At 70.1% G+C, this 12,369-nt stretch carries 11 protein-coding genes; 4 read left to right on the forward strand and 7 right to left on the reverse strand.

All coding sequences use genetic code 11. The features are described 5' to 3' along the window. Positions 1–109 precede the first annotated feature (109 nt). Positions 110–1,732, forward strand: a complete 1,623-nt coding sequence (locus D7W81_RS02755; protein WP_120553740.1) for an ABC-F family ATP-binding cassette domain-containing protein — start codon at positions 110–112, stop codon at positions 1,730–1,732. On the opposite strand, the gene D7W81_RS02760 is transcribed toward D7W81_RS02755, so the two are convergent. From D7W81_RS02760 to D7W81_RS02780, 5 genes are read right to left on the reverse strand one after another with little or no spacing between them, the layout of a single operon-like run. After that, positions 1,729–2,334, reverse strand: coding sequence for a hypothetical protein (locus D7W81_RS02760; protein WP_147445330.1), 606 nt, complete (start codon positions 2,332–2,334; stop codon positions 1,729–1,731). The genes D7W81_RS02755 and D7W81_RS02760 overlap by 4 nt on opposite strands. Then, a complete protein-coding gene (locus tag D7W81_RS02765) occupies positions 2,331–2,537 on the reverse strand; it encodes a hypothetical protein (RefSeq protein ID WP_120553742.1) in 207 nt (68 codons plus the stop codon). Before D7W81_RS02765 ends, D7W81_RS02760 begins: the two co-directional genes overlap by 4 nt. A gap of 13 nt (positions 2,538–2,550) precedes the next feature. Further along, complete coding sequence (locus D7W81_RS02770; RefSeq protein WP_120553743.1) at positions 2,551–3,990, reverse strand: aldehyde dehydrogenase family protein; 1,440 nt, start codon at positions 3,988–3,990, stop codon at positions 2,551–2,553. Positions 3,991–4,018: 28 nt separating this feature from the next. Continuing rightward, a complete protein-coding gene (locus D7W81_RS02775) occupies positions 4,019–5,470 on the reverse strand; it encodes an aldehyde dehydrogenase family protein (RefSeq protein WP_120553744.1) in 1,452 nt (483 codons plus the stop codon). A gap of 40 nt (positions 5,471–5,510) precedes the next feature. Further along, positions 5,511–6,182, reverse strand: coding sequence for a TetR/AcrR family transcriptional regulator (locus D7W81_RS02780; protein ID WP_120553745.1), 672 nt, complete (start codon positions 6,180–6,182; stop codon positions 5,511–5,513). 126 nt (positions 6,183–6,308) lie between these two features. Here D7W81_RS02780 and D7W81_RS02785 point away from each other — a divergent pair, with 126 nt between their 5' ends. Both D7W81_RS02785 and D7W81_RS02790 read left to right on the forward strand, forming a co-directional pair. Next, entirely contained in the window at positions 6,309–6,935 is a 627-nt protein-coding gene (locus tag D7W81_RS02785; RefSeq protein WP_120553766.1) for a phospholipase D-like domain-containing protein, read from the forward strand. Positions 6,936–6,981: 46 nt separating this feature from the next. Further along, entirely contained in the window at positions 6,982–8,373 is a 1,392-nt protein-coding gene (locus tag D7W81_RS02790) for a sensor histidine kinase (protein WP_120553746.1), read from the forward strand. Between the two features lie 36 nt (positions 8,374–8,409). Here the strand turns inward: D7W81_RS02790 and D7W81_RS02795 are convergent, their stop codons facing one another. Next, positions 8,410–8,784 carry a helix-turn-helix transcriptional regulator gene (locus tag D7W81_RS02795; RefSeq protein ID WP_120553747.1) on the reverse strand — a complete coding sequence of 125 codons (375 nt, stop codon included), beginning with the start codon at positions 8,782–8,784 and terminating at the stop codon, positions 8,410–8,412. 427 nt (positions 8,785–9,211) lie between these two features. After that, positions 9,212–10,093 (reverse strand): NAD(P)H-dependent flavin oxidoreductase, encoded by an 882-nt coding sequence (locus D7W81_RS02800; RefSeq protein WP_244226928.1) that lies wholly within the window; start codon positions 10,091–10,093, stop codon positions 9,212–9,214. 239 nt (positions 10,094–10,332) lie between these two features. Between D7W81_RS02800 and D7W81_RS02805 the strand changes: the two genes are divergently transcribed. Further along, positions 10,333–12,321 carry a HEAT repeat domain-containing protein gene (locus D7W81_RS02805; protein WP_120553749.1) on the forward strand — a complete coding sequence of 663 codons (1,989 nt, stop codon included), beginning with the start codon at positions 10,333–10,335 and terminating at the stop codon, positions 12,319–12,321. Positions 12,322–12,369 lie beyond the last annotated feature (48 nt).

Consider the following 12,369-nt stretch of genomic DNA (forward strand, 5'->3'; position numbering starts at 1 on the left):
GATGCGTGGATGGAGTTGGGGCGGTCGGGGGTTCGGAACCATCCCTCCGGCGAGCGGCTCGTGGCATAAGGGCGCGCCGCCTGATTCCCCGGGCCCTTTCGGTACGCACATGATCCGTCTCGACAACATCGGCAAGCAACACGGTCAGCAGCTCCTCTTCGTGGAGGCATCGGCCGCGCTCCACAAGGGTGAAAAGGTGGGCCTGGTGGGCCCGAACGGCGCGGGCAAGACGACGCTGTTCCGGATGATGACCGGCCAGGAGTACCCGGACGAGGGACAGGTCTCCATCGACCGCGGCGTCACCATTGGCTACTTCAGCCAGGACGTCGGTGAGATGCACGGCCGCAGCGCGGTGTCCGAGGTGATGGACGGCGCGGGCCCGGTGAGCACCGTCGCGGCGGAGATGAAGCAGCTGGAAGCCGACATGGGGGACCCGGACCAGGCTGACAACATGGAGAAGCTCGTCGAGCGCTACGGTGTCGTGCAGGGCCGGTTCGAGGAGCTGGGCGGGTACGCGCTGGAGGGCCGCGCGCGCGAAATCCTCGCGGGCCTGGGCTTCACCGAAGAGATGATGGACGGCGACGTGGGCAAGCTGTCGGGCGGTTGGAAGATGCGCGTGGCGCTGGCCCGCATCCTCCTGATGCGGCCGGACGCGATGTTCCTGGACGAGCCTTCCAACCACCTGGACCTGGAATCACTCATCTGGCTGGAGGGCTTCCTCAAGGGGTACGAGGGCGCGCTGCTGATGACGTCGCACGATCGCGAGTTCTTGAACCGCATCGTGACGAAGGTGGTGGAGATCGACGGCGGTTCGCTGACGACCTACTCGGGCAACTACGACTTCTACGAGGGCCAGCGCGCGCAGAACGAGGCGCAGCAGCAGGCGCAGTACGAGCGTCAGCAGGCGATGCTCGCGAAGGAGATCAAGTTCATCGAGCGGTTCAAGGCCCGCGCGTCGCACGCCGCGCAGGTGCAGAGCCGGGTGAAGAAGCTGGAGAAGATTGAGAAGGTGGAGCCGCCGAAGCGCCGCTCCACGGTGCTCTTCGAGTTCCAGCCGCCGCCGCGTTCAGGTGACGACGTGGTGAACCTGAAGAACGTGAGCAAGGGTTACGGCAAGCGGACCATCTACGACGGCCTGGACTTCCTGGTGCGCCGCGCGGAGCGCTGGTGCGTGATGGGCGTGAACGGCGCGGGCAAGTCCACGTTGCTCAAGCTGGTGACGGGCACGACGCAGCCGGATGAAGGCACGGTGGCGTTGGGTGGCAGCGTGAAGATGGGCTACTTCGCGCAGCACGCCATGGACCTCTTGGACGGAGAGAAGACGGTCTTCGAGCAGCTGTCGGACGCGTTCCCCCGGGCGGGCCAGGGTTCGTTGAGGGCGCTGGCGGGCTGCTTCGGGTTCAGCGGCGACGAGGTGGAGAAGAAGTGCCGGGTGCTGTCGGGTGGAGAGAAGGCGCGCTTGGTGATGGCGCAGATGCTCTACGACCCGCCGAACTTCCTGGTGCTGGACGAGCCCACGAACCACCTGGACATGGGCACGAAGGAGATGCTGATCACGGCGCTGTCGCGCTACGAGGGCACGATGTTGTTCGTGTCCCACGACCGGCACTTCCTGGGAGCGCTGTCCAACCGCGTGCTGGAGTTGACGCCGGACGGCATCCACAAGTACGGCGGCGGCTACACGGAATACGTCGCGCGCACGGGCCAGGAAGCCCCGGGCCTGCGCAGCTAGGAAATCCCGAGCTCATCGAGGAGGGGCCGAAGGGCTGGCCCCATCCCATGGCGCTCGCAGACGTCACGCAGTTCGGCAACATTCAGGTGTTGCCGATTGCGCTCCAGAAGCTCCAAGACGTCGGCTTTCGACTTCCATCCTCCCGCGAAGAGCTTCAAGGCGATGAGGTGGGGAAGGTCGACCACGCGGAGCCGACTGCCCGGGTTCAAGGCCAACGAGGCGGACTGGATGGCCTCTTGCGCAAGCGAGGTGTTGTCCTTCGCGCCGGGCCATGGATTCTGGAAGTTCACGATCTCGATGGTCTCGAAATCCTCTCCTGAGACGCGAAGGACTCCGCCCAGGGGATCTTCCGCATCCGGGTAGCTGAGTTCGGTCTCGAAACCTTCCTCCCGCAGGACCTCGTCGAGCTGCCGGAACCGGGGGAAGGGATTGATGTTGATCGCCAGGTCGAAGTCTTCCGTCTGGCGAGGGTAGTAGTGAACCGCCAGGGCGATGGCGCCAATGACCGCAGCGGCAACGCCGTGCTGCTCCAGGAGCCCGACCACGCGCTCGGCGACATGGAGCGTTCGTTCCTGTCGGTTGGCACCCGGTGTATCGCTCACTTGGACTTACCGGGGTCGCGCTCACTAGCGCGCGCGGGCGTGATGTAGCGCATCCGCTCCTTGAGGCTGAGCGCGAGCAGCACGCGCTCCCGGGGCGTCATCGCGGCCAGTCGCTCGAACTGACTCCTCCGCGCCGTATCCGCGCTCTTGCTGGGGCGCTGCCCGTACAGACCACGAGGCGGCGGTGCGTTGTCAGAGCTCATCGTTCCTTCCATCCTATTCGAACAGCTTGCTCGCGAGCCGTGCCAGGCGCTGGGCCTTGCCTCGATACGGCGGGAAGAACAGGTTCGTGAAGGCCGTGCGGCCCTGCCGCACCACGGCTCGCTCGTGGCTGAAGGCCTTGAAGCCCGCCTCGCCGTGATACGCGCCCAGGCCGCTCTGCCCTACGCCTCCGAAGGGCAGGTGCGGGTTCACGTTGTGCAACACGACGTTGTTCACCACCGTGCCGCCCGCGCTCGTCTCCTTCAGCAGGCGCTCCACCGGGGACTCGTCCTGGCTGAAGACATACATGGCCAGCGGCTTTCCACCCGCGCGCACCTGCGTCACCACTTCATCCAGTGACTCGAAGCGCAGCACCGGCAAGAGCGGCCCGAAGATCTCCTCGTCCATCACCGCCGACTCCGGCGTCACGTCCGCCAGCACCGTGGGCGCGATGTAGCGCGTCTCCGCGTGCACGCCGCCCCCCGCCACCACCCGCGCCCCTCCCGCCACGGACTCATCCAGCAACCGGCTCACACGCTTGAACGCGCCGTCATCCACCATCCGGCAGAAGTCCGGCGTCGCGCGCCGCGCCTCCTCCGTCTTTCCGTAGAAGCGCTCCAGCGCGGCCTTCATCCCCGCGAGCAGCGCCTCCTCCTTCGACGCGTGCACCCAGACGTGATCCGGCGCGATGCACGTCTGCCCCGCGTTGAGGAACTTCCCCCACACAATCCGCTCCGCCGCCGTGTCCACGTCCGCTGACGCATCCACGATGACCGGCGACTTGCCGCCCAGCTCCAGCGTCACGCCCGCCAGGTGCCGCGCCGCCGCCTCCATCACCCTGCGCCCCACGCGCGGCCCACCCGTGAAGAAGAAGTGGTCGAACGGCAGCCGGAGCAACGACTCGCCCACCTCCGGTCCGCCCTCCACCAGCGCCACCTCGTCCTGGGGAAAGACGTCCCGCAGCAGCTGCGCCAGGAAGCGCGCCGTGCCCGGGGTCTTCTCGCTCGGCTTGCACAGGACGGCATTGCCCGCGGCCACCGCCGCCACCAGCGGCGACACCAGCAGGTGGAACGGGTAGTTCCATGGCGCCAGGATGAGCACCACGCCCTTGGGCTCCGGGTGCACCTCGCTCTTCGTGCCCGCGAGCAGCAGCGGCGCGCCCACCCTGCGCGGCTTCATCCACGCCTTCAGGTGCTTCTGCACGTGCGCCAGCTCCAGCAGCACGGGGAGGATTTCCGTCGCCTCCACCTCCGCCGCCGGCTTGTGGAAGTCCTCGTGCAGCGCGTCCGCCAGCTCCTCACGCCGCTCCAGGAGCAGTGCCTTGAGCTTCTCCAGCCGCGCGAGGCGCTCCTTCGGCCCCGTCTTCGCCAGCTCCCAGCGGCGCGCCTGGAGGCGGTCGAACACCGCCTGCAGGTCTCCCGGGACCAGGGCCTCCTCCACTGACACCACGCGCATGCTGGCTCCTCTTTTGCGTCGCCCGTGCCTACTCCAGCATCCGGGTCGCGCGGGAGGCCCATTCCTGGGCTTTTCCCCGATACGGCGGGAAGAACACGGCAGCCAGCGACTTCATCCACTGGACCATCACCGCCCGCTCGTGGCTGAACGTCTTGAAGCCGTAGTGCCCGTGGTAGTTCCCCAACCCGCTCATCCCCACCCCGCCGAACGGCAGGTTCGGGTTCGCCACGTGGATGAGCACGTTGTTCACCACCACCCCGCCCGACGTCGTGTGCTGGAGCACCTCCTCCACCATCCCCGAGTCCTGCGAGAACACGTACAGCGCCAGCGGCTTCCCGCCTTCGTTGATGTGCGCGTAGACCTCCTCACGCCGCTCGTACGTCAGCACCGGCAACACCGGCCCGAAGATTTCACCCTCCATGATGGGCATCTTCGTCGTCACCCCGGACAACACCGTGGGCGCCACGTATCGCGACGGCCCGTCCGCCGTGCCGCCTGCCTCCACCTTCGCCCCCGCGGCGACCGTGCGGTCGAGCACCTCCTTGAGCCGCCGCCACGCCCCGGGGTCCACCACGCGCGCGAAGTCCGGGCTGGCCTGACGCTCCGCCTCCGTCTCGCCGTAGAAGCGCGTCAGCACCGCCTTGAACGCGTCCAGGAACGCCTGCTGCTTCGACGCCGGCACGTAGATGTAGTCCGGCGCCACGCACGTCTGGCCCGCGTTGACGAACTTGCCCCACGCCAGCGCCTCCGCCGCCGCCTTCAGGTTCGCCGACTCGTCGATGATGACCGGCGACTTGCCGCCCAATTCCAGCGTCACGCTGGAGAGGAACTTCGTCGCCGCCGCCATCACCTTGCGGCCGATGTTCGGGTTGCCCGTGAAGAAGAAGTGGTCGAACGGGTGCTGGAGCAGCGCCTCCGCCACCTCCGCGCCGCCCTCGAACACCGCCGCCTCGTTCTCCGGGAACACGTCCCGCACCAGCTTCGCCAGGAAGCGCGACGTGTGCGGCGTCTTCTCACTGGGCTTGAGCATCACCGCGTTGCCCGCGGCGATGGCCGCGATGAGCGGCGCCATCAGCAGCTGGAACGGGTAGTTCCACGGCGACAGGATGAGCACCACGCCCTTCGCCTCGAAGCGCACGTGGCTGGACGCGCCCTTGAGCGTCAGCGGCGTCGCCACCCGCTTGGGCTTCATCCACGACTTCAGGTGCTTCACCGTGTGGTTCAGCTCCTCCAGCGTCGGGTGCACCTCCGTCAGTTCCACCTCCACCGCCGGCTTGCGGAAGTCCTGGTGGATGGCCTCCGCCAGGGGCTCGCGCCGCGCGATGATGGCCTCGCGCAGCTTGCGCAGCCGGGCGATGCGCTCCGCGGGCGTGCTGCGCGACAGGTTCCAGCGGTTCGCGCGCTGCGACTCGAACACCGCGCGGATGCGGTCCACTTCAACCGAGGCCTGGGGAAGGAGGGACGCGACGGCTTCCAGCATGACAAAGCTCCGTTTCTTCAGATGCGCAAAGAGGGATGAATCAGCGGGCCTGGAGCCCGCGAAGAAGGGTGGTGATGGCCGCCGTCAATTCGGCGGTGAAGTCCACGCGCAGGGGCGCCATGTGCGGCAGCGTCAGCACCTCGCGCGCCACGGGCGCGATGTCCGCCATCTGCCGCAGCCCCGTCACCAGCGCGTGCACATGGGTGATGAGCTGTCCCGCCGTCCGGGCCGTGAGGAAGGGCAGCCGCTCCTGGAGCAGCGCCGCCGTCGTCCCCATGGCCCCGAGCACGCGCTCCTTGAACGCCTGCGTCTGTTCCACGGTCACGTTCTGCTCCAGCACCGTCTGCATCAGCGCCAGCAGCCGCGTGAAGGTCTCCTCGCCCTCAAGCGATTGGGCCACCGTGCACGCCAGCTGGTGGCCCGTCCACGTGCCGCCCTCCGCCAGGCGCCCGTTCAGCTTCGCGAACCACGCGGTGAGCAGGTCGTCCAGGAGCGCCAGGAACAGCGCCTCCTTCGTCGGGAAGTAGAGGAACACCGTCCCCTTCGCCAGCCCCGTGCGCGCCGCGACGTCCGCCATCTTCACCTGGGCGAACGACGTGGCCTCGAACAGCGCGCGCGCCGCGTCCAGCAGCTCCCGCCGCCGCGCTTCCTTGTCCTCGTCCCGCCGCGCTCGCGGTAGAGCGACCCGCTTCGCGGCCAGTGCTCCCGCCATGACCCGGAGTTAAATGACCCCTGGTCACCGGTCAAGTCCACGCATGGGTCCGCATCCACCGCAGGACGGTCCTGAGAGGCGGGGGGATGGCGCGGTGTAATCTCGTGTGCGACGCTGGGCGACATGATGAGGCCCATCGACGCGGAGCTGCTGTCGGGGAGCGCGCTGTACCAGGAGGTGGTGCTGCGCAAGCTGGCCCACGCGCGCGAGTCGGTGTGGATGGCCACCGCCAACGTGAAGGCCATGTACGTGGAGCAGAGGGCGGGGAAGTTCGTGCCGCTCTTGGAGGTGCTGGACGGGCTGGCCGCGCGGGGCGTGGCGCTGCGGCTGTTGCACGCGGAGCTGCCCAGCCGGCCGTTCCGGGCCGCGTTCGACGCCCGCTCGCGGCTGGTGAAGGGCGGTCTTGAACTGAAGGTGTGCCCGCGCGTGCACTTCAAGGCGGTGGTGGTGGATGGCGCCTGGGTCTACCTGGGAAGTGCCAACCTCACCGGCGCGGGACTGGGCGCCAAGGGCGATGACGTCCGCAACTTCGAGATGGGCTTCGTGACGGAGGACTTCGACACCATCGACCGGACCACCGCCCTCTTCGAGGCGGTATGGAGCGGTGCCGAGTGCCGGGGATGTCGTCTGCGCGCGGTGTGTCCTGACCCCATCTTGCCCTCCGGCGTGGGACAGGCGAAGAAACGGGGTCGCGAGCCGGTGCGTTTGGGGAAGGCTCGCCGCCTGTACCGTCCACGGAAGGACTCGACATGAAGCTGTACTTCGCGCCTCTCAGCGCGCACGGGCGGACTGGCGCGGGGTGAAGCCTCCAGCCTCCAGCGCGTGGGACGACGCGGACGCCGATGTCCGGGCCCGCCGGCGGGTCCGGCGGCGGACGTATTGGTGGTGCGCGCTGCTCATCCTGTTGGGCTCGCTGGCGCACCCGCTGGTGCTGGGCGGCTTCCGCGCGGACTTCCTCGCGGTGCACTGGGCCTGGGCCGCGGCGTTCCTCGTGCTGGGGGCCGTGGTCGGCGCGGGGTGGCTGCGCCCTCCGTTCAGCGGCATCGCGTCGGGTGTCGTCAGCCTGGCGGCGCTCACCGTGTGCATCCACCTCACCGGAGGCCTGGAGAGCCCGCTGTTCCCCGGCTTCTACACGGTGCCCCTCTTCGTCACCGTCTTCGTCCCCGGTCAGCGGCTGCCGGTGTGGTGCGCCATCGGCGGCACGCTGGTGGCGGTGATGTGGATGACGTGGATGTCGCACGTGCCCTGGACGGCGTTCGTCAGCCAGTGCATCAGCCTCGTCTTCGTGTTCGCGGTGTCCGCGCACGGCGCGGAGACCTTCCGCAAGCTGCGCGCGGCCGAGCGCATCGCGCACCTGGAGCGCGTGGAGGCCCTGCGGCAGCTGGCGGACAGCGAGTCGCGCCGCGCGCGCGTGGAGCGCCAGCGCGCGGAGGTGGAGCGGCTGGTGGTGGTGGGGCAGCTGGCGGCGGGCGTGGCCCACGAGGTGAACAACCCGCTGGCGTACGTGAAGTCGAACCTGCACTACCTCCAGGAGGAATGGGCGCACGGCGCGCCCGACGACCTGGAGGACGTGCGGCGCGTGCTGGATGAAACGCAGCAGGGCGTGCTGCGCATCCAGCAGATCGTCACCGACCTGCGCCTGTTCTCCCGCGAGGCCCCCGACGGCGCGGAGTCCTGCGACGTCGCGGAGACGCTGGCCGAGGCGCAGCGGCTGGCCTCGGTGCGGCTGCGCAGCCTGTGCGTGGTGGAGCGCGACGTGGCGCCGGAGCTGGCCCCCGCGCGCGTCACGGCCCGCCACCTGGTGCAGGTGCTGGTGAACCTGCTGCTCAACGCCGCGGACGCGCTGGAGTCCGCCAGCTCCAACAAGCCCGCGCACGTGATGCTGCGCGCGTGCATGGAGAACGGCCGCGTGCGGGTGGAGGTGGAGGACAACGGGCCGGGCATCCCCGAGTCCGCGCTGCCACGTCTCTTCGAGCCCTTCTTCACCACGAAGCCGCCCGGCAAGGGCACCGGCCTGGGCCTGGCGCTCTGCCGCGACTACGTGGCGCGCGCGGGCGGCACGCTGGAGGCGGAGAACCGCGCGGAAGGCGGTGCGCGCTTCATCCTCCGGCTGCCCGTCGCCGGGACTTCATCCCCCCCTGTCCACCGCGAATCTCCGGCGTCCGTGGACGCGGAGCCCGCGGCCGACTAGCGCGGCTCCGAGCCTCGAGCCTCGAGCCTTCGCGCTTCATCGCTCCAGCGCGTGCGCCACCTGCCCCAGCAGCCGCAGGCGCGGGGAGTCCAGCTTGCGCACGGTGCGCATCAGGCGCCGCACTTCCGGACGCTCACGGTACTCCGGCGGGTCCTCCGCCAGCTGCGGCGCGCCGTCCTCCGTCACCGCCGCCGTCGCGCTCAACCCGAGCAGCACGTCCGACGAGGCATTGAGCACCAGGCACAGCTTCCGCAACGTCCGCACGCTGGGCAGCATGTGCCCGCGCTCCAGCCGCCCGTACACCTCGGTGGCGATGCCAACGCGCTCGGCGACATCGGCCTGCGTGAGCTCCAGCCGCTGCCGGGCCACTCGCACGGCGTTTCCAATGAGGGTTGCCAGTCGTTGTTCCATGGCGTGGAAAACCTGTCGAAAGAGGAGCTTCTCCCCCCGCTTTTCAGACGGAGAGGTACCGGGGAGAAGTCGCTGCTACGCCTGACCTCGTGAGACACAGATTACGAGTGGGGTCTGACATCTCCGGGCGTTCGGACAGGGCCCGCAAACCCGCGACAATCCGCCGTTTCCGCCGTTCTCACGCGCGCGTTTCGCAAGGCTTCCCGGGTGCTTTTTCCGCGCGCGCCACGCGCGTCGAACCGGGGTGGTAGGCGGGCACGCCCGCGCCCCTCCCATGACGTCACGGGAAGGCCGTGCGAGGTCGCACGACGTGCCAGGTTGCTTCGTGAGCTGGGTGACGGTTTCGCGAGGGTCCGGGGAGACCGCGCGCTTCCGGCGGGACGCTGCCGGAAGCGGGGCTTCAAACCCGGGGGGCTTCAGTGCTGCTTCAGGATTCGGACGGCAGCGCGGCGCGCGCTTCGGAGTACTCGCGCACCATGCGTTCAACGACGGTGGTGGCGGGCAGCACGTCCTTCACGAAGGCCACGCCCTGGCCCGCGCTCCAGGTGTCCTTCCAGGCCTTGCCCTGGCCCGCGCGGAAGCGCTCCAGCGCGCTCTTGATGAAGTTGCCGTGCACGCCCGTCACCTCCTTCGTGTACTCGAGGTCCTCCGGGCTGGAGTCCACCAGCGCCTGCTTGTAGTCGGGCGCGGCGCCGGCCTCTTCCGTGGCGAGGAAGCGCGTGCCCACGTACGCGCCGTCCATGCCCAGCGCGAGCGTCGCGGCCAGGTGGCGCCCCGTGGAGAGCGCGCCCGCGAGCACCACCGGCACGCCCAGCTCCGCCTTGAGCCACGGCCCCAGCACCAGGGGGCTCAGGTTGCCCGCGTGGCCGCCCGCGCCGCTGCCTACGGCAATGAGCGCGTCCACGCCCGCCTTCACGGCCTTCTGTGCGTGGCGCAGCGAAATCACGTCGCTCCACACCTTGCCGCCGTACGCGTGCACGCGCTCCACGATGGGCGTGGGGTCGCCCAGGCTGGTGATGACCAGCGGCACCTTGCGCTCCACCGTCGCGGCCACATCCTCCTCCAGGCGCTCGGCCCACTTGAGGATGAGGTTCACGCCGAAGGGCACGTCCTTGGGGAACGTGTGGAGGAAGTCCCGGTACGCCTGCGCGGTGCGGTAGTTGAGTGACGGCACCGCGCCGATGGCGCCCGCGCGTCCCGCGGCCTCCAGCAGCGCCGCGTTGGACACCAGGAACATGGGAGCGGCGATGATGGGATAGCGGATGCCCAACATCCGGGTGACTTCCGTGTCGATGCGCGAAGGGGCCATGCGGCGCATTGGAGCACGCGTGCACGCGGGCGCGAGGCCGAAAAATCGGCCTGGGCGGCGTTGTCAATCACAGCGTGTCCTGGCGGGGGAAAACCCCTGGTGTTTCCGTGGTTTACGTAGCACGTAGGGCTGACATAAGGTGCCCCCCCCGGCGACGAGCCGGGATGCCGGGGAGTCCCTTCGGTGACGCGAACCGGGGGGCGCCGCCGAGCGCCTTCGCGGGGAGGCCAGAGCCAGTCGTGAGTGACGAGCGTCCGGACGCGCTGCTCAAGAGCGCACTCGAAAAGATCGTCTACTTCGAGGCCCGTGCGCAGCAGTTGCATGGCGAGCTGGCGTCCGCGCGTGACGAGCTTTCGCACCTCCGGGAGGACCTGACGGAGGCGCACCAGCGCGAGCTGGACCTGCGCCGGGAGCTGGCCGAGCTGGAGGTGAAGAGCGGCCGTGCGCAGACGGAGCGCGAGGAGCTGTCGCGGGTCAACCAGGCGCTGCGGCTGGAGCGCGACCAGCTGATGGCGAAGCTGCTGGACGCCAGCCGGATCCACTCCTCCGGGCAGGCGCGCGCGCTGGCGGACGACGATGCCGACGAGCTGGGGTTCGACCTGGCGTCGTTCATCTCGCAGCTGCGCAGCGAGGTGATCCTCCGTGGGGACGTGCCCGCGGTGCGCGCGCCGTACAGCGGGCCCGCGGTGCCGCTGAAGAAGTCCCCCGAGCCGATCGTTCCGTGGGCGGAGCGTCCCGCGCCGCCCATTCCGACCCGGTCGCACGCGGGGACTTCGGGCGCGGCGGATTCCTCGGGGCTGTCTCCGGTGGCGCGCGAGGCGCAGCGGCTGCACAGCGAGGGCCGCCTGCGGGTGAGCGCGGAGCAGATGGCGGAGCTGTCCGGGCACACGGGCAGCACCACGGACGAGACGCTGTTCGGGTTCTCCGTGCGGGAGCTGTCGGCGGCGGACGCGGCGGCGCGGGTGCGGGCGGCGGAGCGGCTGAAGGCGCTGGCGCATCCGGCGGCGGCGCCCGCGCTGGCGGCGGCGCTGCACGCGGAGACGGACGCGACGGCGCAGGTGGCGCTGGTGCAGGCGTTCGCGGGGCTGTGCCGGGAGGAGGGCGCGTCGGTGGTGTCGCCGCTCTTGTCCTCGCCGGTGCCGGAGGTGCGCATCGCGGCGTTGAAGGCGCTGCTGGTGCTGGCGCCGAAGGACGCGGCGCCGCATCTGGCGCAGGCGATGAAGGACTCGGACCGGTCGGTGCGCCGGCGCGCGTCGCTGCTGGCCCTGGGGTTGGAGGGGGAGACGGCGCGGCGGCTGGGCGAGGACGCGATCCACGACACGGACCCGGAGGTCCGCGCGCTGGCGGCGCTGGCGCTGGGCGCGGGCCGGGGCGAGAACGCGCGGACGCTGCTCTTGAGCGCGCTGGATGACGCTGAGGCGCGCGTGCGCAAGGCGGCGGCGCAGAGCCTGTCGCGCATCCTGGGACACGACGTGTCCGCGGTGGTCGCGCTGGATGATGCGCACCGGCGCCGGGAGATCCGCCGGCTGGCGACGCTGCCCGTGAAGCCCGTGCGCGCGACGCTGGAGCCGAAGCCCGTGGAGCCCGTGCGCGTGGTCGCTGTGGCCCCGGAGCTGGCGCAGCCCGTGGCGGTGAATGCCGCGCAGCCGGTGGCGCAGAGCGCGCAGCCTCTTCCGTCGATTCCCGCGCACGCGGTGCCGGTATCGCTCGCGGACGTCGCCGCGAACACCTCCCAGTGGACCGCCGCCCCCATGGCCGCCCCCGCGCTCGCGGTCGCCACCGTGGGCGTGGCCCGCGCCGCACCGGTCGCGATGCACGCCGCCGCTCCCGTGCCCGCGCGGGTCGCGAATGGTGGGCCGGTGTCCTTCGCTTCGGGTCCTTCCTTGCCGCCGTCGCGCCCGATGGCCCCCGTTCCTCCCGCGCCCGCTCCGCCCGCCGCGCGGAAGACGCCCGTGCAGGCCGCGCTGGTCGCCATGGGCGCGCCGCCTCCGGCCCGGGCACCCGCGCCTTCCACCCCGCCGCCGGTTCCTCCCAAGCGCGGCCCGTCTCCCGTGGAAGCGCTGTGTGGGGCGATGTTGCAGGAGGTGCGGGTCGCCGTCCGGGGACGCTCGCTCGCCGAGCTGACGTCCGGGCTGTCCGCTCCGGCGGAGCTGGCCCAGGAGGCTGTTGCCCTGCTGGTGGCCCGAGGGGCCATCGTGCGAAGGGGGCACAAATACTTCGCCGCTTGAGGCAAGGTGCAGCGGGTCCCAGCCTCACACGTCATCCGAAGGGTCGTT

It is taken from the genome of Corallococcus aberystwythensis, from assembly GCF_003612165.1.
Lineage (GTDB): Bacteria > Myxococcota > Myxococcia > Myxococcales > Myxococcaceae > Corallococcus > Corallococcus aberystwythensis.